This is a genomic window from Aeromonas sp. FDAARGOS 1402, assembly GCF_019046925.1.
Classification (GTDB): domain Bacteria; phylum Pseudomonadota; class Gammaproteobacteria; order Enterobacterales; family Aeromonadaceae; genus Aeromonas; species Aeromonas caviae.
Genome location: NZ_CP077201.1, coordinates 1,708,719 through 1,728,765 on the forward strand (window position 1 = coordinate 1,708,719; position 20,047 = coordinate 1,728,765).

Consider the following 20,047-nt stretch of genomic DNA (forward strand, 5'->3'; position numbering starts at 1 on the left):
TTGAATTTAGAATGCTAAAACATTCGATTTTTTGATGCCAGTGGCCGCGTTAAGGTATCACTCCCATTTGGAGAAACACCATGACCACGACCCTTGTCAGCGCATTTTTGACTTACACCCTGATCACGGCCATGACGCCGGGACCGAACAACATACTGGCTCTGAGCGCCGCCAATCAGCATGGTCTGCGCCGCAGTAGCCGGGTGCTGGCGGGCATGAGTGCGGGCTTCCTGCTGATCATGCTGCTGTGTGCCCTGTTCACCTTCACCCTCATCAGCCTCTCCCCCGCGCTGGTTGGCTGGCTCAGCTGGGCCGGGGCGGCTTATGTGCTCTGGCTGGCCTGGCGCATTGCGGCCAGCGGCTACAACCTGTCGAGCACAGATGGAGCCTTGCCCGGCTTCTGGACCAGCTTCTGGCTGCAGTTCGTGAACGTGAAGGTCATCCTATACGGCATCACGGCGCTCTCCACCTTCGTGTTGCCCCACACCACAGAATTCGTCTGGGTGCTGGGCGTCAGCCTGCTGCTGGCGCTGATCGGCACGCTGGGGAACCTCTGCTGGGCCCTGGCGGGTCATCTGCTGCAGCCCCTGTTCCAGCGCCACGGCCGCATTCTGAACCTGACGCTGGCGGGCTTGTTGGTTTACTGTGCGCTTCGGATGCTGATCTGACGGAACGCAGGCCGGGGTGCGTCGCCTCCTTTCGCCTGCAGAGAGGATTTTTCGTTTTCTCTTCAAGGAGTTGATCAAGATAGAGGTTATTGTCACCGTTCGCTCATATAATCGCCGCCATGCAAGCGACTCGGAAGGATTCGATGACACAGCTGATGGCGGCCCTGCTGGGGTTGTTTTACGCCAGCCTGATCTGGGCGGCGCCCGTCCCCTTCGTGACGGCCCCCGGCCCCCATGCCACGCAGGGGAGGCTGGAGCCCCTGCTCTCCTGGTTCTCGGGGGAGTTTTCCAGCCAGGAGCAGGCCACCTTCGATGCCCGCTTCACCAGCGCCGAGCTGCGGCTGGTGGAGATCTGGCCCGGGGAGGGCCCCTTTCGCTGGGTCTATGCGGAGCAGTTTCTGACCGAGCGGGCGCAGCGACCGTTTCGCCAGCGCATCTACCGCTTCTCCTCCCTGCCCGATGGCCGCATCCTGATGGCCGAACTGACCATGCCGAGGGCCACGGATTTTGCCGGCGCCTGGCGTCGGCCCGAGCTGCTTGACTCCCTCACCCCGCAGCAACTCTCCCTGCGCGAAGGGTGCGAGATCTCGCTGACCCGCCAGCCGAGCGGGGAGTACAAGGGACAGACCCGGGTCGGGCATTGCGCCACCGATTTTGGCGGTGCCACCACCCTGGTGCAGTACCTCTGGATCGGCCCGGACAGTGTCCGGCTGCTGGACAGGGCCTATGACAACGGCGCCCATCAGCGCTGGGGCAGCCCGGGGGAGGGTTACGTCTACCTGCGCAAGGGGATGCGGCGCGGGGAGTAGACGCGCCGTCCGTCAAGGCCCCTCCCTGCTTGCCGCCAACAAGGACGTGCCGGTCAGGCCGCTGGCCAGTGCCCCTGCAGATCCACCAGGATGGAGAGGCTGACCGCGCCAAACAGCAGGCCCGTCATCAGGTTGAGCGGGCGCTGGATGCGGCCGAGCAGGTGTTGGGCGCGGGGGGTGGAGAGGCTCCAGGCCAGGGCGCTGAACCAGACGAGGGAGAGCAGGAACAGCTCCAGGATCAGCAATCCCCGGGTCAGGCCATCCACCTGGGGCGTCACCATGGCGGCCAGCAGTCCCATGAAGAACAGCATCGCCTTGGGGTTGAGCAGATTGGTGGCCAGCCCGCTCTTCACCCCCTTGCGCCAGCCCGGCCGCTCGCCTCCGGCGCGCAGCGCCAGATCCCCGCTTCCCTGCCAGGCCGCCTTCAGCGCCCCCCAGCCCAGCCAGCCCAGATAGATGGCACCCACCAGTTTCACGGCGAGAAAGAGCCAGGGCTGGCTTGCGATCAGCAGGCTGATGCCGGTCAGGCTCAGGGTGGCGTGGAGCAGGATGGCGAGGGCGATGCCAAGGGCCGCTCCGAGGGCGGTGGGCCTGTGCAGGCTGGTGCGCAGGATGAGTGCGAAATCCGGGCCCGGGCTCGCCAGGGCGACGAGGTGGACGAGACCCAGGGTCAGAAACAGGCTGGTGAACATAAAAGACCTCCGACAGCGGTATGGAGGTGACAGCATGGGGCAGGACGGGGGACGGGAGATTGTAAAAGATTGCAGCGGCGACGATTCAGGCGGGCAGCATCTGCTGGCGATACTCCGCCGGGGTGAGCCCGAAGGCCTGACGAAAACCGTGGTGGAAGTGGCTCTGATCGAAGAAGCCCACCGCCAGTGCCACTTCGCTCACCGGCAGACCGCTGCCGAGCAGGCGCTTGCCCTGTTCGAGGCGCAGCCGCTTGAGCCAGGCATAGGGGGTCATGCCGGTCTTCTTCTTGAACTGACGCAGGAAGGCGAAGCGATCCAGCCCGAACAGGGCGGCCAGGTCCTCCAGGGTGTGGCGCTCGTCCAGCCGGGCCAGCAGATGGTCGCGCAGGAACCTGAGCTGGGGATCCGCCAGGGCGTGGCGCTCGGGGGCGAGCCGGAACAGTTCGCCCAGCAGGGCCAGCAACTGGCTCTCCGCCAGCAGGCCGTCGGGGGAAGGGCCGTCCAGGTGCATGTGCAGGCGGGCAAAGCCCTGATAGAGGTCGGGGCGGCTCTGCAATCCCTGGTGGAAAAAGGGCTCGGGGTGCTCCGGCAGCCAGCGGGCCAGCTGCTCGGGGGCGATGGAGAAGACCCGCACCTCGTACCCTTCCGGCAGCAGGCTGAGGCCGTCGTGCATTTCGTCCGGGTTGACGGTGGAGAGTTCGCCGCGCACCAGGTGGTGGCTGTTCCCCTTGTGGATGAACTTCTGGCCGCCCCGCTGCACCAGACCGATGTGGTAGTCCAGATGCACGTGACGGCCATAGCTGAACTCCCTGTGGTGGGAGTGGGAGAGTTCAACCCCCGGCAGCAGCCGGGATTGCCAGTAGTGGATGCGGGATTGGGGTGCGTTCATCCCCTATTGATACCCCGAAAGCGGCCCCTTGGCTTGTAGATTATTGCGCCGGCGCCTCAGCCGGCCTCCTGGCGCCGCTTGCCGCTGCGCAGGCCATCCAGGCTGAACAGCACCAGGGCGCTCCAGATGCAGCCGAAGGTGATCATCTTGTCCAGCGCCAGCGCCTCGCCATACAGGGTCACCGCCAGGATGAACATCAGGCTGGGGCCTATGTACTGGAAGAAGCCCAGGGTGGAGAGCTTGAGCCGGGTGGCCGCTGCGGTGAAGCAGAGCAGGGGGGCCGTGGTGACGGCGCCCGCGGCGATGAGCAGCAGGTTCAGGTGCCAGTCATTCTGGGTGAGGTGGCTGGTGGGGCTGTCGGCGATGCCCCACAGATAGAAGGCGGCCGGCGGCAGCATGATCAGGGTCTCGATGAGCAGGCCGGTGAGGGCGTCCAGGGCCAGCTTCTTGCGAATGAGGCCGTAGATGGCGAAGCTCGAGGCCAGCACCAGGGCTATCCAGGGCAGGGAGCCGAAGGCGATGAGCTGCACGGCAACACCGACAAAGGCGAGCCCCACCGCCCACCACTGCAGGCGGCGCAGCTTCTCGCTCAGAAACACCATGCCGAGCAGCACGTTGAACAGGGGGTTGATGTAGTAGCCCAGGCTCGCATCCAGCATGTGGCCGTTGTTGATGGCCCAGATGAACAGCAGCCAGTTGCCGCCGACGGTGACGGAGGTGAAGGCCAGGGTGAGCAGCACCTTGGGCTGGCGCAGCACCGTCTGCACCTTGTGCCACTGGCGTCCGAGCAGCACCAGCACCATCAGCAGGGCGCAGGACCAGATCATGCGGTGGGTCAGGATCTCGGCGGCCGGCACGGCGGAGAGGGACTTGAAGTAGATGGGTGCCAGGCCCCAAAGGGTGTAGGCGCCGAGGGCATAGAGGACGCCCTGGCGCTGGATCTGTTGTTGCATGCGGATAACCTTCACTGGAGTGCGGATGTCGGGAAACATCGCAAAAAGTCAGTGTAGCGATCCTTTTGCAGGGAAAGAAGACAATAAATGGGTCTGACGGGATTTTAACAGCAGGAGCGACTTCAGCGACCGCCCCCGCGGCGGATCTTCTCCACGTCCATCAGCAGCCACAGCATGAGGGCGATGGCGGAGATCCAGGGGCCCCAGGTGACATAGGCTTCCCCCTGACCCAGCACGAAGAACAACAGCGGCAGTCCCACCACCAGAAACAGTACACTTCCCAGAAAAAACAGCATTTTTATCTTTAAATTTAATGGCTTGCTATTTGACGATTATATCGATTGAGCGAGGGGATAAAAGAGTAAAAATGAGAAAGGGGGATTTCTCCCCCTGTTTTGTTGAGAAGCGTCATTTATGACGTTATTCGAGCTGGATCCAGGTGCTTTTCAGCTCGGTGTACTTCTCCAGGGCGTGCAGGGACTTGTCGCGCCCGTTGCCGGACTGCTTGAAGCCGCCAAACGGCATGGTCATGTCGCCGCCATCCCAGTTGTTGACGAAGACGGTGCCAGCGCGCAGGGCGCGCGACCCCTTCACCGCCTGGTTGAGATCCGCCGTCCAGATAGCGGCCGCCAGGCCGTAGTCGGTGTCGTTGCCAAGGGCGATGGCCTCTTCCAGGGTGTCGAAGCCGGTCACCGCCAGCACGGGGCCGAAGATCTCCTCGCGGAAGATGCGCATCGTCGGGGTCACGTTGTCAAAGATGGTGGGTTCGATGTAGTAGCCGCCCTCCTCGGGCTGGGTGCGTTTGCCCCCCAGCAGCAGCTTGGCGCCCTCCTGCTGGCCGATGGCGATGTAGTTGAGCACCTGCTCCATCTGGATGTGGTCCACCATGGCGCCGATGCGGGTGGTGGGGTCGAGCGGGTTGGCCGAGATCCATTCGCGGGCGTGGGCCAGCAGCCGCTCCATGAACTGGGGCTTGATGCTGTTTTGCACCAGCAGGCGGGAGGCGGCGGTGCACACTTCCCCCTGGTTGTAGAAGATGGCGCCGACGGCGCTTCTGGCGGCGGCATCCAGATCCGGTGCATCCGCCAGCACGATGTTGGGGCTCTTGCCGCCGCACTCCATAAAGGCGCGTTTCAGATTGGATTTCCCGGAGCACTGCACCAGATGCTTGCCGATCTTGGTGGAGCCGGTGAAGGTGATGCAGTCGACGTCCATGTGCATGGCCAGCGCCTCGCCCACGGTGTGACCAAAGCCCGGCAGCACGTTGAAGACGCCGTCGGGGATGCCCGCCTCCTTCGCCAGACCCGCGATGCGCAGGGCGGTGAGGGGGGATTTCTCGGAGGGTTTGAGGATCACCGAGTTGCCGGTGGCGAGCGCCGGGCCCAGCTTCCAGCAGGCCATCACCAGGGGGAAGTTCCAGGGCACGATGGCGGCCACGACACCGAGGGGCTCGCGGGTCACCAGGGCTAGGGCGGACTCTTCCACCGGGGCGACCTGATCGTAGATCTTGTCTATCGCCTCGGCGTTCCAGGCGATGCAGTTCGCGGCGGCGGGGGCGTCATACCCCATGGCGTCGCCGATGGGCTTGCCCATATCCAGCGACTCCAGCAGTGCCAGCTCCACCAGGTTCAGGCGCATCAGCTCGGCGAAGCGCTGCATGATAAGCTTGCGCTGCTTGGGAGAGAGGCCGCACCAGCGCTTGTCGTCGAAGGCGGCACGGGCCGCCTTGACCGCCAGCTCGGCATCGGCGGCGTCGCAGGAGGCGACCCTGGTCAGCAGTTGGCCGTTGGCCGGATTGATGCAATCGAAGGTGGCGCCGTTGACGGCATCCCGGTAGGTGCCGTCGATAAAGGCTTGCGAGGGCAGGGTCAGATGGGCGGCCTTGTGTTGCCACTGGGCCAGGGTCAGGTCACTCATGTTCACTCCTTGAACCGGCAGAAAGTCAGTCTCCGCGTATCAATATGCTAAACATCCTGCCGCTTGTAAATCCATCTTGTAACAATTCATTAAACACTGACCCCGAACAACCCGGGCCAACGGCGGGGCAAACCGGGCGCCCTGGCCTGGGGTGTCTGGGGCCGCGCGGCGGGGCTGGAGCCCGTGTCGCGGGCCTGATCCCTGGGCTGGGCAGGGGGGATCCCGGCGGGCTGTTCCGGGAGAAGGCCCGTCAGAAGCTGGCGGGCGTGTTGGCCGAGATCAGCACGCACTCCTGATCCCCCACGTTGCGAAAACGGTGGGGGGTGCGGCTGTCGAAGTAGTAGCCATCCCCCGGTGCCAGCAGGTGAACCTGCTCGCCTACCGTGACTTCTACCTGACCCCGGATGACGATGCCGCACTCTTCCCCTTCGTGACTCAGCATGTCGTCACCGGTGTCGGCGCCCGGGGGCAGTATCTCCTGCATCATGCCGATGGCGCGGTTGGCACGGCTGTGACCCACCAGACGGTAGCTGATGGGGTGGGTGCCGAGATCCGGCATGTCGTCCGCACGGAAGATCACCTCGGAATCCATCTCCGTCTCGTCGGTGAAGAAGCTGGCCAATGACATGGGGATGCCTTCCAGCACCTTGCGCAGGGAGGCCACCGAGGGGCTCACCTGATTTTTCTCGATCTGGGAGATAAAGCCGTTGGTCACACCGGAGCGTTTTGCCAGCTCGCGCTGGGAGAGGGCCGCCTTGGTGCGAACCGCCTTGAGGCGGTGACCGATATCCATCGATAGACACTCCTTGACTGTTTACTATTATTAAAATTGTGTTAAATATCTTATACCACCCCTGAGGGGTGACACCAAGCCGGGCGATAAAAGCCCTTTTTTATGGATTCAGGTGTTTAATTTAATAGGCATGAGCCGGGTGTTACTAAACGCCTTAAGGATGAGGTGACCATGAAACCTGTCAGCGACATCAATACCCCCGACATGTCCGCATTCTGGATGCCGTTCACCGCCAACCAGCAATTCAAGGCGGCGCCGCGCATCCTGAAGTCGGCAGAGGGGATGTATTATCACTCAGAGGATGGCCGCAAGATACTGGATGGCACTGCCGGACTCTGGTGTTGCAACGCAGGCCATGGTCGGCGCGAGATCGCCGAGGCGGTCTCCCAGCAGATCTCCCACCTCGATTTTGCCCCCACCTTCCAGATGGGCCACCCCCTGCCGTTCGAGCTGGCCAACCGGCTGGTGGAGATCGCCCCCAAGGGATTCGGTCACGTCTTCTATACCAACTCCGGATCGGAGTCCGTGGACACCGCGCTCAAGATTGCGCTGGCCTGGCAGCGGGCTCGCGGCCAGGGGACCCGTACCCGGCTCATCGGCCGCGAGCGCGGCTACCACGGGGTGGGTTTTGGCGGCATCTCGGTGGGGGGCATTCCCGGCAACCGCAAGTGGTTCGGCTCCCTGCTGACCGGGGTGGATCATCTGCCTCACACCCTCAACATAGGGAAAAATGCGTTCACCAAGGGATTGCCAGCAGAAGACCTCACCCTGGCCGATGAACTGGAGAAGATTGTCTTCCTGCACGACGCCAGCAACATCGCGGCGGTCATCGTCGAGCCCATCGCCGGCAGCACCGGGGTCATCATGCCCCCCAAGGGCTATCTCAAGCGGCTGCGGGAGATCTGTACCAAACACGGCATCCTGCTGATTTTTGACGAGGTGATCACCGGTTTCGGCCGCCTCGGCTCCCCCTTCGCCGCCCAGGAGTTCGACGTCATCCCCGACATGATCACCTGCGCCAAGGGGCTCACCAACGGCGCCATCCCCATGGGGGCCGTGCTGGTACAGAACCACATCTATGACGACATGATGGCGGCGGGCAAGGGGGCCATCGAGCTGTTCCACGGCTACACCTACTCGGGCCACCCGGTGGCGGCGGCGGCGGGTTTGGCGACCCTCGAGATCTATCGCAACGAAAATCTGCTGACCCGGGCGGCCGAGCTGGCGGGCTACTGGGAGGAGGCTGCCCATTCCCTCAAGGGCTGCAAGCACGTGAAGGATGTGCGCAACTACGGCCTGGTGGCGGGCATCGAGCTCGAACCCATGCCCGATGCGCCGGGCAAGCGCGCCTACGAGGTGTTCGTGCGCTGCTTCGAGAAGGGGGCGCTGATCCGGGTGACGGGCGACATCATCGCCCTGTCGCCGCCCCTCATCATCGAGCGCAGCCAGATCGACGATCTCTTCACCCTGCTGCAGGACGCCCTGCAGGCCCAGGACTGACCCCACATCACACAGGATGGCGCTCGTCCCGGGCGTCATCCCCCTGTGCTGCCCCGGCGCGGCGAGGGGAGGACGGATGACCCATCACGGAGGATTTATGAGTTACAGGATCGACAACTTCATCGACGGCGAGACGACCGAGAGTCGCAGCGAGCGTTTCGGTGCCATCTTCAATCCGGCCACCGGCCAGCAGCAAGGCTCCGTCGTTCTCAGCACGGCCGATGAGTGTGCCGAGGCGATTGCCTGCGCCGAGCGCGCCTTTGGGGAGTGGTCCCAGACCCCGCCGCTGGTGCGGGCCCGGGTGCTGTTTCGCTTCAAGGAGCTGATGGAGCAGCACAGGGATGAGCTGGCCCAGCTCATCAGCCGCGAGCACGGCAAGGTCTTCTCCGACGCCCAGGGGGAGCTGACCCGGGGGCTGGAGGTGGTGGAGTTTGCCTGCGGCATTCCCCATCTGCTCAAGGGGGAGCACTCCCTCAACGTGGGCCGCGGGGTGGACAGCCACTCCATGATGCAGCCGGTGGGGGTATGCGCCGGCATCACCCCGTTCAACTTCCCGGCCATGGTGCCGCTCTGGATGTTCCCGGTGGCCCTGGCCTGCGGCAACACCTTCATCCTCAAGCCCTCGGAGAAGGATCCGTCCCTCTCTCTGCGCATGGCCGAACTGCTCAAGCAGGCGGGCCTGCCGGACGGGGTGCTCAACGTGGTCAACGGCGACAAGGAGGTGGTGGACGTGCTGCTGACCGACCCGAGGGTCGGTGCCGTGTCGTTTGTCGGCTCCACCCCCATCGCCCAGTACATCTATGCCACCGCCTCGGCCCACGGCAAGCGGGTGCAGGCCCTGGGCGGCGCCAAGAACCACATGGTGGTCATGCCGGATGCCAATCTGGATCAGGCGGTTTCCGCCCTGATGGGGGCCGCCTATGGCGCGGCGGGCGAGCGTTGCATGGCGATCTCGGTGGCCGTGGTGGTGGGTGACGAGACCGCCGATGCCCTGGTGGCGAAGCTCTCTCCCCTGGTGGCGGCCCTGCGGGTCGGCCCCGGCCTCGGTCAGAGTCCGGAGAACGAGATGGGGCCCCTCATCAGCCGGGAACACCTGGCCAAGGTGCGCGGCTACGTGGATCAGGGAGTGGCCGAGGGGGCCGAGCTGGTGGTGGATGGCCGGGGCCTGAGCCATGGCGAGGGCTACTTCATCGGGGGCAGCCTGTTCGATCGGGTCGGCCCCGAGATGCGCATCTACCGGGAGGAGATCTTCGGCCCCGTGCTCGCCATCGTGCGGTCCCCGGACTACGAGACGGCCCTGCGCCTCATCAACGAACACGAGTACGGCAATGGCACCGCCATCTTCACCGGTGACGGAGATACCGCAAGGGACTTCACCACGCGGGTTCAGGTCGGTATGGTAGGGGTGAACGTTCCCATTCCGGTGCCCATGGCGTTTCACAGCTTCGGTGGCTGGAAACGGTCCATCTTCGGGCCGCTCAACATGCACGGGCCGGATGGGGTGCGCTTCTACACCCGGATGAAGACGGTGACCGCCCGCTGGCCCCAGAGCCTGCGCGCCGGCGCCGAGTTCTCCATGCCGACCATGAAGTGAGCCACCGGCTCGCTGCCGTGGCTTTAATCTCTTGCCCCCGCAGGCCGCCGGTCTGCGGGGGCGCTTCTGTCAAGGAGTAACAGATGCGACTGGGTATTCTCGATTGTGACCGGCTGGACCCCGATTTGGTGGGGGATTTTGGTCCCGTTTACTCCGAGATGTTTATCAAGGGTTTCCGGGCGTTGGCCCCCGAGCTGGAATTTCGGGTCTGGTCCGCCCTCGATGGCGATCTGCCCCCTGATCTGACCGAATGCGATGCCTGGCTCATCACCGGCTCGCGTCACGATGCCTACAGTGACATCCCCTGGATCCTGGCGCTGCGCGACTGGATCCGCCGGGCCCACGATGCCAACGTCAAGCTGGCCGGGGTCTGCTTCGGCCATCAGGTGATCGCCCAGGCGCTGGGAGGGGAGGTAATGAAGTCCACCAAGGGGTGGGGGCTGGGGGTGTCTGTCCATGCCATGCAGACGACAAAACCCTGGATGGCGCCGGGGCTGGACACCATCCGCATCCTGGCAAGCCACCAGGATCAGGTGGAGCAGCTTCCGCCGGGGGCGACCCTGCTCGCGGGCAACGACTTCTGCCCCAACTTCATGTTCCTGCAGGGGGATCACATCGTCGCCATCCAGGGGCACCCGGAATTCTCGGTGGCGTACAACCGGGCCCTGATCGAGCGGCGACGGGACAGGCTGCCCGATGCACATTACCAGAGCAGTCTCTCTTCCCTGGAAGGGGAGGTGGATTCCGCCACCATGATGCAGTGGCTGCTGCAGTTCCTCGGCATCCTGCCGATCGGGGCCGACGCGCGCTGAACCCTGTTTGTCATATCCACCGCGCTGATGCTAGATTTTGTAGCAAAATGAAGGATCAAGCGGCGATATGCCCAGTCCGGATGATACACTGGCCGCCATTTTTGGCGGCCTAGTCCATCGACGAGCGCCGCGTCAGTCTGTGAGGGGGCAACCTTGAAACTACAGCAGTTGAAGTATCTGATCGCGGTGCGGGACCACAATCTCAACGTCTCCGTTGCCTCCGATGCGCTCTATACCAGCCAGCCTGGGGTGAGCAAGCAGATCGGCTTGCTGGAGAGCGAGCTGGGGGTGCGCATCTTCGAGCGCCGCGGCAAGCACCTGCACCGGATCACCCCGGTGGGGGAGGAGATCATCAAGTGTGCCGAGGCCATGCTCAATATCGAGAGCAAGATCAAGGCCATCTCCCGGGAGTACCTGGATCCGACCGTGGGCACCCTCAACATCCACACCACCCACACCATCGCCCGCTACCTGCTGCCGAAAAGCGTCACCTACTTCACCAAAAAGTACCCCAAGATCTCGTTCCACCTGCATCCTGTGATGTCCGCCACCAAGGAGCAGATCAGCAAGGGATACTCGGATTTTTCCATCGTGGCCCACGAGATAGGCTTCGACAAGGAGCTGATCGCGCTGCCCGCCTACCTCTGGACCCTCTCCCTGGTGGTGCCCCAGGAGCACCCCCTGGCCAAGGTGAAGAAGCCGACCCTGGAGCAGCTCTGCCAGTATCCCATCCTGAGCTACGAGAGCGGCGCCACCGGGCGTCAGGTGCAGGACAGGGTGTTCCAGGCTGCCGGCCTCACCCCCAACTACTACATGACGGTGATGGATGCCGGCGTCATCAAGCGCTACGTGGAACTGGGCTTTGGTATCGGCATCATCTCCTCCCTGGTTGCCAACGATAGCGATGCCCCCGGCCTCGTGGCCATCAATCTGGAGCACCTGTTCGAGCCTTGCCCGGCCCAGATCTGCTTCAGCAAGAGCATCCTCTTGCAGAACTACATGTATGACTTCATCAGCTCCTTCTCCCCCCATCTCACCAAGGAGATGATCCAGAACGTGATGCAGCAGCCGACCCAGGCACGCATCGACGAGCTGTTGTCAGGGGTGGAGCTGCCCGTCTACTGATCCCGCTTCCGTTTCTGTGCCGGCACCCCGGGGTGCCGGCCTCCTCCCGCCGAGGTTTCCATGTCCCGCATCCTGCTGCTCGCCAATCTCAACTGTGATCATGTGCTCTCCCTGGCCGAACCCCTGGTGGCGGGGGCGCGGCTGCAATACGTGGATCAGGGGCGCAGACTCGGCGGCGGCGCCGCCAATACCGGCATCGGACTGGTGTGGGCGGGGCACGAGGTGATCATCGCCTCCCGGGTCGGGCTGGACGACACCGGTGACTGGCTGCTGGAGCAGGCGGCCTCATACGGCCTGGATTGCAGCCATGTGGAACGCTTTGGCGGCGAGACCGGCGAGCTGCTGGTGCTGGTGGACGCCACCGGTGAGCGCACCATCCTCAGGCGCCCACGTCGTCCGGATCTGCCGGGGGATCTGCCGACCGAAGGGGTGGACTGCCTCTATGTGAACTATCCGGGCACCGCCATCGTGGGCTACATGCGCCAGATGCTCGCCAAGAGTTTCGTGGTGGCCCAGTATCCCAAGGGGGGGCAGGCCCGCCGCCCCTGCCACGTACTGGTGGCCTCCCGCTCCGATCTCGGCGAGGTGAGCGACCCCTGGCAGCATGCCCGCCAGCTCGCGGGGGATCAGCTCGAATGGCTGGTGCTGACCGAGGGCAAGGCGGGCGCTGTGGCCATTCACGGGGAGGAGCAGGTCAGGGTGGCGGCGCGACCGGTCTCCGTGGTGGATACCACGGGGGCGGGGGATGCCTTCGCGGGCGGCCTCATCCACGGTCTTGCGCGGGGCATGGCCATGGCCGATGCGTTGCAGTGCGCCGTGGACTGGGGCGCCTTCGCGGTGGCCTCCGAGAGCTCCATCCCCTCCCAGGCGCTGCGCAACTGGCTGAAACAGCCCCACTGAACTCGCCGGACAACGGCTCCGGCGATGGCAGAGGAGGTGGGGTTTTGTCGACGGAAACCGCCAAAACCCCTCGCTGAGGCGGCAAGTTTGCGATCAATCAAAGAAAGTGTCGATTTATGTACATCTTCGTCGACACCCGCCCGGGCTGCTCTTACCCTTGTGACTTCACGACTCGGTCGAAGAAGCCCATCCCGTGCACACGCATGTGCAGACCCCCTCTTTGGCCACCGGCTGTCGTCCTGATTTCTGGCTTGTAGTAAGAGGCAAGTGCGACCATGCAACTGACACGATTTACCGACTACGCCCTGCGTACCCTGACCTTCCTGGCCATCCAGCCCGGTGATCGCCTGTCGACCATCACGGAAGTGGCCGACACCTTCGCCATCTCCCGCAATCACGTGGTCAAGATAGTGCATCAGCTCGGCATCAAGGGTTACATCGAGACGGTGCGTGGCAAGCATGGGGGCATCCGCCTCGGCCGTGCCGCCGTCTCCATCAACCTGCGCGATGTGGTGATGGACATGGAGCACGTGCTCTGCCCGGTGGACTGCAAGCGCGAAAACTGCCGTCTCTCCGGGGGCTGCCGCATCCAGGGCATTCTACGCCGCGCCATGCACGCCTTCCTGGAGGTGCTGGGGGAGTACACTTTGGCGGATGCGGTGCGGGATCCCACTCGTCTGTGCCACCTTCTCGGTATAGAGCAGGATAATATTCTGACCATGGCATGATGCCACGGTGAATGACAGAGGGGCCTGCGGGCCCCTCTGTCATTGCCGGCGGTCAGAGCTGGGGCACAAGGGTGATGGCTCCGTGCAGACAGGCGAGGCCGCAGGCGCCGCAGCCATCGCAGGCGGCCATGTTGACGGTTACTCCCTCGCTGCCGACCTTGATCGCCTGCTGGGGGCAGGCATCTTCGCACAGCAGACAGTAGTAGCCCTGACGGGCCTGGCAGCTCGCCTCTATCCTGACCCGGGTCTGCACCTGGCGGCCGAGGCAGAGATCCAGTGCGCCCGTGGGGCAGGCTCTGGCGCAGCTGCCGCAATAGCTGCACTGGCCACAGGCGAGATCCAGCACTGGGGTACCGGCGATGGGGCTGCCGTCATATTCGGGGCGATCGGCGGGCTTGATGAGGCCGTTGGGACATGCCTTGAAGCAGTCGCCACAACGGGTGCAGAGGGTGAGGAACTGGGACTCGTCGATGGCCCAGGGCGGGCGTGCCTCATGGCAGACCACCTCGGGTCTGCGGGGACTCCCCCATGCGTGTGCCAGCCAGCGACAGAAAAAATGCGTCATGCCCACCTCTATACCTATTAGGGGTTAATTTTATCCAGTTTTAGGCCGGCAAGCCAGAGAATAGCGGCGGGCAGGATCGCAAGCCGGGTTGCCCTTGTGTAAGCTAGGCGGGTCTTTTTGCGGGATTGAATGAACTCATGTGGCTATTTCTGTGGCGTGCTTCTCTGCTCTATGTCTTCCCCCTGCTGATGTGGGCTTACTGCCATCTCAAGGGTATCGAGTTCAGTGAACTGGATACCGGGGTCAACAGCCACAAGTGGGTGGTGCTGGCGGCCTACCTGCTCTATGTGCTGATCTGGTTGCTGCTCAACCGCTATCTCGAACTCTTCCTGCGTCAGCGGGGGCGCCGATGACCCCGCTGCTGACCTGGTGGCCTGCCATGCTGGCTGGCGGGCTGGCGCTGCTGTTCGGCTGGTGGTGGGGGCGGCGCAGCGGCCGTGAAGAGGCGCTGCTGCTGGAGGAGCGTCATCAGGGGTTGCAGGACCGCTGGGACGCGCTGCAGGACGAGAAGATGCTGGCTCAGCAGAAGCTGGATCAGCAGCAGACCCTGCTGCTCAAGCTCACCGCCCGTCTCAAGGAGGCCGAGGCGACCCTGCGCAGCGAGCGCATCGCCAGCGCCGAGAAGCTGCAACTGCAACAAGAGGCTGAGCAGCGCCTCAGTCAGCAGTTCGAGAACCTCGCCAATCGTATCTTTGAACAAAATGCCGGCAACTTCCGCGAACTGAATCAGAACAGCATGGATCTCCTGCTGACTCCACTCAAGGAGCAGTTGGAGGGCTTTCGCCGCCAGGTGGGAGAGACCCACGCCCAGGAGACGGCCCAGCGCCACAACCTCAAGTTCGAGCTGGAGCGCCTTGCCGAGCTCAACGCCCGCATGACCGAAGAGGCGGCGGCGCTGACCCGGGCCCTCAAGGGCGACAGCAAGCAGCAGGGCAACTGGGGGGAGGTGGTGCTGGCGCGGATCCTCTCCGAGTGCGGCCTGCGCGAGGGGCATGAGTACCACACCCAGGTCAACATCGAGGTGGACAAGGGCAAGCGCTACCAACCCGACGTCATCGTCCACCTGCCCCAGGAGAAGGACATCATCATCGACGCCAAGGTGTCGCTGACCGCCTATGAGCGCTGGTACAACGCCGCTGACGATCTGGAGAAGGCGGTGGCGCTCAAGGAGCACGTCGCCTCGGTGCGCAACCATATCCGCGAGCTGGGCCGCAAGGATTACCAGCAGTTGCCCGGGGTGCGCACCCTGGACTATGTGCTGATGTTCGTGGCGGTGGAGCCTGCCTTCCTCGCTGCCCTGGAAGCGGACCCTTCCCTGGTGCGCTACGGGCTGGAACACAACATCCTGCTGGTGAGCCCTACCAACCTGATGGTGGCGCTGCGCACCATAGAGAACCTGTGGCGCTACGAGCGGCAGAACCAGAACTCGCGCCAGATAGCGGAGCGGGCCGGTCGCCTCTACGAGAAGTTGCGGCTGTTCGTGGAGGAGATGCAGCAGATGGGGGGCAGCTTGCACAAGGCGCAGGAGAGCTACGACAAGGCGATGGGCCGGCTGGTCAACGGTCGTGGCAACCTGATCGCCCAGGCCGAGCGCTTTCGCGAGCTGGGGGTCGAGGTGACCAAGCCCTTGCCGGACGCGCTGGTGGACAGGGCGCTGGAGCGGGAGGAGTCGGCGGACTGAGGGGAGTCGTCATTCGCCGGGACAACGAAAAGGGCAGCCATTGGCTGCCCTTTTCGTTTCATGCAACAGCCTGGACGGCTGCTTATTGCTTCCAGAAGGAGGGGAAGAAGAGCACCGCCACCGTCAGGATCTCGAGGCGTCCCAGCAGCATGCCGAACGACAGTATCCACTTGGCCGCATCCGGCAGACTGGCGAAGTTGGTGCTGGGACCGATGACAGGCCCCATGCCCGGGCCCACGTTGGCCACGGCGGTGATGGAGCCCGAGATGGCGGTCAGGGGGTCCAGCCCGATGGCGGCGAGCAGGGCGGCGATGAGCAGGATGATGGCGAAGTAGACCAGCACGAAGGAGATCAGGGAGCGGATGATGGCGTCGTTGACCGGACGGCCGTTGTACTTCTGGGGAAACACGGCGGAGGGGTGCATCAGCTGGCGCATCTGTTTCTTGAACAGGGCGAAGGCCACCTGGACCCGGAAGATCTTGAGCCCGCCCGAGGTGGAGCCGGAGCAGGCGCCGAGTGCCAGCAGGATGATGAAGATAATGGTGGTGAGCGGGCCCCAGGTGCCGAAGTCGCCGAGTCCGAAACCCGTGGTGGTAAGCACGGAGACGATATTGAAGCTGCTGATGCGCAAGGCATCCATGAAGCCGTAGATGTCTCTCACCCAGAGATAGAAGGTGACGACCAGGGTCACCCAGACGATCAGCCAGAAGAAGCCCTGCACCTGGGCATCCTTGAACAGGCTGTTGTCACGGCGGGAGAGAGCCTGCACATAGAGCAGGAAGGGCAGGCCGCCGAGGAACATGAAGAGGGTGCCTATCCAGTGCGCCGCGTGGGAGAAGTGGGACATGGATTGATCGGAGGTGGAGTAGCCGCCGGTACTGAGGGTCGTCATGGCGTGGTTGACCGCTTCGAACAGGTTCATGCCACTCACCCAGTAGGCGAGGAAGCAGAGCATGGAGAGTACCAGATAGACCAGCACTATGTTGTTGGCCACCGTTTTGGCGCGGGGGGCGCTCTTGTCGGACCAATCGGAGCTCTCGGTCTGGAACAGCTTCATGCCACCGACGTTGAGGTAGGGCAGTACCGCCACCGCCATCACGATGAAGCCGACTCCGCCCAGCCACTGCAGGATGGATCGCCACAGCAGGATGCTGTGGGCCATGCCGTCGAGCCCCGACAGCACGGTGGATCCCGTGGTGGTGACCCCCGACATGGTCTCGAAGTAGGCGTCGGCAAAGTCGATATGGGTGATGAAGACGAAGGGCAGGGCCCCGAAGACGCAGGCGACCACCCAGACCGAGGTGGTGAGCAGGAACATCTCCCGCACGCCGAGGTGAAACTCTGCCTTGCGACCGTAATGGAGGCAGAGCAGGGCGGCACCATGGGTGATCAAGACCGACTTGAGAAATTCGACGAAACCTTCCGAACCGGTCAGCAGGGCCAGCAGGGTGGGCAGCCACATGAAGAGCGCCAGCTTGGAGAGTACCAGCCCGAGCGTGAAGACGATGGGATGCAGCTTGATCATGCAAGATAACCTGGTCGTTGATTGAAAAAAGACCCGGACCTTTCCTGAGAAAAGGGGCCGGGTCCGGATACCGTTGCCAGAGACATGGCCGGCTTACAGGAAGAAGGGACTGGGCTGGAACAGACGCTCCACTTCCGGGATGTACTTCTTGTCCACCAGAAACATCACCACGTGGTCATCCTGCTGTATCTGGGTACGATCGTGGGCGATCAGCACCTCATCACCGCGCACCACTGCGCCTATGGTGGTGCCCGGGGGCAGCTTGAGCTCGCCCACCGTCTTGCCCACCACCTTGGAGGTGTTCTCGTCCCCGTGGGCGATCGCCTCGATGGCTTCGGCCGCCCCGCGGCGCAGGCTGTAGACGTTGGCGATGTCGGCGCGGCGCACATGGGTCAGCAGGGCCGAGATGGTGGCCTGCTGGGGGGAGATGGCGATGTCGATGGAGCCGCCCTGTACCAGGTCCACGTAGGCGCCGCGCTGGATCAGCACCATGGTCTTCTTGGCCCCCATCTTCTTGGCGAGCAGGGCCGACATGATGTTGGCCTCATCCTCGTTGGTCACCGCGATGAAGACGTCGATCTGGTCGATGTGCTCCTCCGCCAGCAGCTCCTGATCCGCCGCATCGCCGCAGAAGACGATGGTGTGTTCCAGGTGTTCGGAGAGCTGCTCCGCCCGCTTCTGGTTGCGCTCGATGAGCTTGACGCTGTAGCGCTTCTCTAGCTGGCGGGCGAGGCCGGCGCCTATGTTGCCGCCGCCGACGATCATGATGCGCCGGTAGGGGCTCTCGAGGCGTTGCAGTTCCGACATCACGGCGCGGATATGGCCCGCTGCGGCCACAAAGAACACCTCGTCATCGGCTTCGATGATGGTGGTGCCCTGGGGGCGGATGGAGCGCCCCTGGCGGAAGATGGCGGCGACCCGGGTTTCGATGTTGGGCATGTGTTCCCGCAGGGTGGAGAGCGCATTGCCCACCAGGGGGCCGCCGTAATAGGCCTTGACTGCCACCAGGCCCACCTTGCCGTCGGCAAAATCCACCACCTGCAACGCCCCCGGATACTCGATCAGGCGACGCACGTAGTCGGTCACCAGCTGCTCCGGGGCGATCAGGTGGTCCACGGGGACGGATTCGGGCAGGAACAGGCGATCCCGCTCCACCAGATAGGCGGGGGAGCGAATGCGCGCCACCTTGTTCGGGGTGTTGAACAGGGAGTAGGCGACCTGGCAGGCGACCATGTTGGTCTCGTCGCTGTTGGTGACGGCGACCAGCATGTCGGCATCCTGGGCGCCGGCTTCGCGCAGCACCCTGGGATGGGCGCCGTGGCCGTTCACCACCCGCAGGTCGAATTTGTCCTGCAGTTCGCGCAGGCGCTCGCTGTCGGTGTCGACGATGGTGATGTCGTTGTTCTCGCCGGCGAGGTTCTCGGCCAGAGTGCCACCCACCTGACCTGCGCCCAGAATGATGATTTTCATAAGGCCATCTTACTCAAGGTTGTTGCTTCGTAATGAGGCGGCCCGTCACCGGGCCTGCCATCCGCCGGTTCGGCCTACAGCTTGATGAGCTTGGCATAGTAGAAGCCGTCCATCTCCGCCTCGCCGGGCAGGAACTGGCGACCCGGACAGGCCGGGGTGTCTTCTGCATGCAACGGCACCAGGCGGGCATCCGGGGTATCGGCCAGGAAGGCGCAGATCTGCTCCCGGTTCTCTTCCGGCAACACGGAACAGGTGGCGTAGAGCAGGGTGCCGCCCTGCTTCAGCTTGCCCCAGAGGGCGTCGAGAATGCGGCGTTGCAGCTCGGCCAGTTCGCGGATGTCCTGATCCCGGCGCAACCACTTGATGTCGGGGTGACGGCGGATGACGCCGGTGGCGGAGCAGGGGGCATCCAGCAGGATGCGGTCGAACTGCCCCTGTGGCCACCACAGCTCCGGCGTGCTGGCATCACCGTGGATCACTTGGGCCTGAAGGCCGATGCGATCCAGGTTCTCCTGCACCCGCTTGAGGCGGTTGTCGTCGGCGTCGACGGCAACCACGCCGGCAAGGGCCGGCTGGCGTTCCAGCAAATGGGCGGTTTTGCCGCCGGGGGCGGCGCAGGCGTCCAGCACCCACTCGCCCGGCTGGGGATCGAGCAGGGCGGCGGCCTGCTGGGCGGCACCGTCCTGCACCGAGCAGTCACCCTGCTCGAAGCCGGGCAGCTTGGTCACGTCGCAGGGGCGCTCCAGCAGGATGCAATCTTCCCCTTCCACACCGGCCATGGCCGGGATGCCCGCCTCGCTCATGCGGGCCAGCATGGCCTCGCGGCTCTGGCGCTGGCTGTTGTTGCGGATCCACATGGGCGGGCGCTGGTTGTTGGCCTCCATGATGAACTCCCAGTCATCGGGATAGGCCTGACGCAGGCGCTTGGTGAGCCATTCGGGGTGGCCGAGGCGGACGCTGGGAACGCGGTCGATGCGCAGCAGGATCACTTCGGCGCTGCGCTGGAAGTTGCGCATTACGCCGTTGATGAGGCCGCGCAGGGAAGAGCCCTTGAGCAGCTTGACGGCGTTGACGGTCTCGGCCACGGCGGCGTGAGCCGGAATGCGGGTATAGATGAGCTGGTAGAGGCCGACCAGGATGAGGTAGTGGAAGATGCGGCTCTTGTTCTTGAGCGGCTTGTCCATCATCTCGCTGACCGCCGCATCGAGGCGGGGCAGCCAGCGCAGGGTGCCGTAGCAGAGTTCTTGCAGGAGGGCGCGATCGCGAGGGGCGATCTTCTCCTGGGCAGCAGGCAGAACGGCGGAGAGAGATTGACCCTGATCCAGCACCTGTTGAATGACGAGAGCAGCCTGTGCGCGTGTTTTCATAGCGTTACCTTAGATGCACAAGTCGGGGCCAGGGCCCCGCTTGTGTCAATTCAATCCAG

20 protein-coding genes are annotated in these 20,047 nt (G+C 63.9%); 10 read left to right on the forward strand and 10 right to left on the reverse strand.

Features of this window, described 5'->3' with window-relative positions; genetic code table 11:
- Positions 1–80: 80 nt before the first annotated feature.
- Both eamB and I6L32_RS08145 read left to right on the forward strand, forming a co-directional pair.
- On the forward strand, positions 81–668 hold the full coding sequence (eamB, locus tag I6L32_RS08140; protein ID WP_216944927.1) for a cysteine/O-acetylserine transporter: 588 nt from the start codon (positions 81–83) through the stop codon (positions 666–668).
- A gap of 143 nt (positions 669–811) precedes the next feature.
- Positions 812–1,477 (forward strand): chromophore lyase CpcT/CpeT, encoded by a 666-nt coding sequence (locus tag I6L32_RS08145; RefSeq protein WP_216944928.1) that lies wholly within the window; start codon positions 812–814, stop codon positions 1,475–1,477.
- Positions 1,478–1,530: 53 nt separating this feature from the next.
- On the opposite strand, the gene I6L32_RS08150 is transcribed toward I6L32_RS08145, so the two are convergent.
- From I6L32_RS08150 to I6L32_RS08175, 6 genes are all read right to left on the reverse strand, one after another.
- Positions 1,531–2,169, reverse strand: coding sequence for a LysE family translocator (locus I6L32_RS08150; protein WP_216944929.1), 639 nt, complete (start codon positions 2,167–2,169; stop codon positions 1,531–1,533).
- A gap of 85 nt (positions 2,170–2,254) precedes the next feature.
- Positions 2,255–3,058 (reverse strand): AraC family transcriptional regulator, encoded by an 804-nt coding sequence (locus I6L32_RS08155; RefSeq protein WP_201872912.1) that lies wholly within the window; start codon positions 3,056–3,058, stop codon positions 2,255–2,257.
- Positions 3,059–3,114: 56 nt separating this feature from the next.
- Entirely contained in the window at positions 3,115–4,011 is an 897-nt protein-coding gene (gene rarD / locus I6L32_RS08160) for an EamA family transporter RarD (RefSeq protein WP_041214098.1), read from the reverse strand.
- Between the two features lie 122 nt (positions 4,012–4,133).
- The gene (locus I6L32_RS08165; RefSeq protein ID WP_010672491.1) at positions 4,134–4,307 is read right to left on the reverse strand and encodes a hypothetical protein; all 174 of its coding nucleotides are present in this window, start codon (positions 4,305–4,307) and stop codon (positions 4,134–4,136) included.
- A gap of 124 nt (positions 4,308–4,431) precedes the next feature.
- On the reverse strand, positions 4,432–5,928 hold the full coding sequence (locus I6L32_RS08170; RefSeq protein WP_182935651.1) for an aldehyde dehydrogenase: 1,497 nt from the start codon (positions 5,926–5,928) through the stop codon (positions 4,432–4,434).
- Positions 5,929–6,178: 250 nt separating this feature from the next.
- On the reverse strand, positions 6,179–6,721 hold the full coding sequence (locus tag I6L32_RS08175) for a cupin domain-containing protein (RefSeq protein ID WP_010672493.1): 543 nt from the start codon (positions 6,719–6,721) through the stop codon (positions 6,179–6,181).
- A gap of 171 nt (positions 6,722–6,892) precedes the next feature.
- On the opposite strand from I6L32_RS08175, the gene I6L32_RS08180 reads away from it, so the two are divergent.
- From I6L32_RS08180 to I6L32_RS08205, 6 genes are all read left to right on the forward strand, one after another.
- A complete protein-coding gene (locus I6L32_RS08180; protein ID WP_039039525.1) occupies positions 6,893–8,221 on the forward strand; it encodes an aspartate aminotransferase family protein in 1,329 nt (442 codons plus the stop codon).
- A gap of 97 nt (positions 8,222–8,318) precedes the next feature.
- On the forward strand, positions 8,319–9,815 hold the full coding sequence (locus tag I6L32_RS08185; RefSeq protein WP_041212151.1) for a CoA-acylating methylmalonate-semialdehyde dehydrogenase: 1,497 nt from the start codon (positions 8,319–8,321) through the stop codon (positions 9,813–9,815).
- A gap of 83 nt (positions 9,816–9,898) precedes the next feature.
- Positions 9,899–10,627 (forward strand): glutamine amidotransferase, encoded by a 729-nt coding sequence (locus tag I6L32_RS08190; RefSeq protein ID WP_010672496.1) that lies wholly within the window; start codon positions 9,899–9,901, stop codon positions 10,625–10,627.
- Positions 10,628–10,780: 153 nt separating this feature from the next.
- Positions 10,781–11,752 carry a LysR substrate-binding domain-containing protein gene (locus tag I6L32_RS08195; RefSeq protein WP_041212153.1) on the forward strand — a complete coding sequence of 324 codons (972 nt, stop codon included), beginning with the start codon at positions 10,781–10,783 and terminating at the stop codon, positions 11,750–11,752.
- 60 nt (positions 11,753–11,812) lie between these two features.
- Complete coding sequence (locus I6L32_RS08200; protein WP_010672498.1) at positions 11,813–12,652, forward strand: PfkB family carbohydrate kinase; 840 nt, start codon at positions 11,813–11,815, stop codon at positions 12,650–12,652.
- 275 nt (positions 12,653–12,927) lie between these two features.
- Positions 12,928–13,380, forward strand: a complete 453-nt coding sequence (locus tag I6L32_RS08205) for an Rrf2 family transcriptional regulator (RefSeq protein ID WP_010672499.1) — start codon at positions 12,928–12,930, stop codon at positions 13,378–13,380.
- A 52-nt stretch (positions 13,381–13,432) separates the two neighbouring features.
- On the opposite strand, the gene I6L32_RS08210 is transcribed toward I6L32_RS08205, so the two are convergent.
- Entirely contained in the window at positions 13,433–13,945 is a 513-nt protein-coding gene (locus I6L32_RS08210) for a ferredoxin-type protein NapF (RefSeq protein WP_010672500.1), read from the reverse strand.
- 137 nt (positions 13,946–14,082) lie between these two features.
- Between I6L32_RS08210 and I6L32_RS08215 the strand changes: the two genes are divergently transcribed.
- Positions 14,083–14,298, forward strand: a complete 216-nt coding sequence (locus I6L32_RS08215) for a hypothetical protein (protein ID WP_010672501.1) — start codon at positions 14,083–14,085, stop codon at positions 14,296–14,298.
- Complete coding sequence (rmuC, locus tag I6L32_RS08220) at positions 14,295–15,626, forward strand: DNA recombination protein RmuC (protein WP_049636719.1); 1,332 nt, start codon at positions 14,295–14,297, stop codon at positions 15,624–15,626. Before I6L32_RS08215 ends, rmuC begins: the two co-directional genes overlap by 4 nt.
- Positions 15,627–15,708: 82 nt before the next feature.
- Here the strand turns inward: rmuC and I6L32_RS08225 are convergent, their stop codons facing one another.
- From I6L32_RS08225 to rsmB, 3 genes are all read right to left on the reverse strand, one after another.
- Positions 15,709–17,151, reverse strand: coding sequence for a TrkH family potassium uptake protein (locus tag I6L32_RS08225; protein ID WP_010672503.1), 1,443 nt, complete (start codon positions 17,149–17,151; stop codon positions 15,709–15,711).
- 93 nt (positions 17,152–17,244) lie between these two features.
- A complete protein-coding gene (gene trkA, locus I6L32_RS08230; protein WP_010672504.1) occupies positions 17,245–18,621 on the reverse strand; it encodes a Trk system potassium transporter TrkA in 1,377 nt (458 codons plus the stop codon).
- A 74-nt stretch (positions 18,622–18,695) separates the two neighbouring features.
- Positions 18,696–19,988: a 16S rRNA (cytosine(967)-C(5))-methyltransferase RsmB gene (gene rsmB / locus I6L32_RS08235; RefSeq protein WP_216944930.1), complete on the reverse strand. Its 1,293-nt coding sequence runs from the start codon at positions 19,986–19,988 to the stop codon at positions 18,696–18,698.
- Positions 19,989–20,047 lie beyond the last annotated feature (59 nt).

What these genes read in the sequence shown, in the direction of transcription:
- eamB (WP_216944927.1), top strand. Translation starts at nt 81, where the DNA reads ATGACCACGACCCTTGTCAGCGCATTTTTGACTTACACCCTGATCACG.
- I6L32_RS08145 (WP_216944928.1), top strand. Translation starts at nt 812, where the DNA reads ATGACACAGCTGATGGCGGCCCTGCTGGGGTTGTTTTACGCCAGCCTG.
- I6L32_RS08150 (WP_216944929.1), bottom strand. Translation starts at nt 2,169, where the DNA reads ATGTTCACCAGCCTGTTTCTGACCCTGGGTCTCGTCCACCTCGTCGCC.
- I6L32_RS08155 (WP_201872912.1), bottom strand. Translation starts at nt 3,058, where the DNA reads ATGAACGCACCCCAATCCCGCATCCACTACTGGCAATCCCGGCTGCTG.
- rarD (WP_041214098.1), bottom strand. Translation starts at nt 4,011, where the DNA reads ATGCAACAACAGATCCAGCGCCAGGGCGTCCTCTATGCCCTCGGCGCC.
- I6L32_RS08165 (WP_010672491.1), bottom strand. Translation starts at nt 4,307, where the DNA reads ATGCTGTTTTTTCTGGGAAGTGTACTGTTTCTGGTGGTGGGACTGCCG.
- I6L32_RS08170 (WP_182935651.1), bottom strand. Translation starts at nt 5,928, where the DNA reads ATGAGTGACCTGACCCTGGCCCAGTGGCAACACAAGGCCGCCCATCTG.
- I6L32_RS08175 (WP_010672493.1), bottom strand. Translation starts at nt 6,721, where the DNA reads ATGGATATCGGTCACCGCCTCAAGGCGGTTCGCACCAAGGCGGCCCTC.
- I6L32_RS08180 (WP_039039525.1), top strand. Translation starts at nt 6,893, where the DNA reads ATGAAACCTGTCAGCGACATCAATACCCCCGACATGTCCGCATTCTGG.
- I6L32_RS08185 (WP_041212151.1), top strand. Translation starts at nt 8,319, where the DNA reads ATGAGTTACAGGATCGACAACTTCATCGACGGCGAGACGACCGAGAGT.
- I6L32_RS08190 (WP_010672496.1), top strand. Translation starts at nt 9,899, where the DNA reads ATGCGACTGGGTATTCTCGATTGTGACCGGCTGGACCCCGATTTGGTG.
- I6L32_RS08200 (WP_010672498.1), top strand. Translation starts at nt 11,813, where the DNA reads ATGTCCCGCATCCTGCTGCTCGCCAATCTCAACTGTGATCATGTGCTC.
- I6L32_RS08205 (WP_010672499.1), top strand. Translation starts at nt 12,928, where the DNA reads ATGCAACTGACACGATTTACCGACTACGCCCTGCGTACCCTGACCTTC.
- I6L32_RS08210 (WP_010672500.1), bottom strand. Translation starts at nt 13,945, where the DNA reads ATGACGCATTTTTTCTGTCGCTGGCTGGCACACGCATGGGGGAGTCCC.
- I6L32_RS08215 (WP_010672501.1), top strand. Translation starts at nt 14,083, where the DNA reads ATGTGGCTATTTCTGTGGCGTGCTTCTCTGCTCTATGTCTTCCCCCTG.
- rmuC (WP_049636719.1), top strand. Translation starts at nt 14,295, where the DNA reads ATGACCCCGCTGCTGACCTGGTGGCCTGCCATGCTGGCTGGCGGGCTG.
- I6L32_RS08225 (WP_010672503.1), bottom strand. Translation starts at nt 17,151, where the DNA reads ATGATCAAGCTGCATCCCATCGTCTTCACGCTCGGGCTGGTACTCTCC.
- trkA (WP_010672504.1), bottom strand. Translation starts at nt 18,621, where the DNA reads ATGAAAATCATCATTCTGGGCGCAGGTCAGGTGGGTGGCACTCTGGCC.
- rsmB (WP_216944930.1), bottom strand. Translation starts at nt 19,988, where the DNA reads ATGAAAACACGCGCACAGGCTGCTCTCGTCATTCAACAGGTGCTGGAT.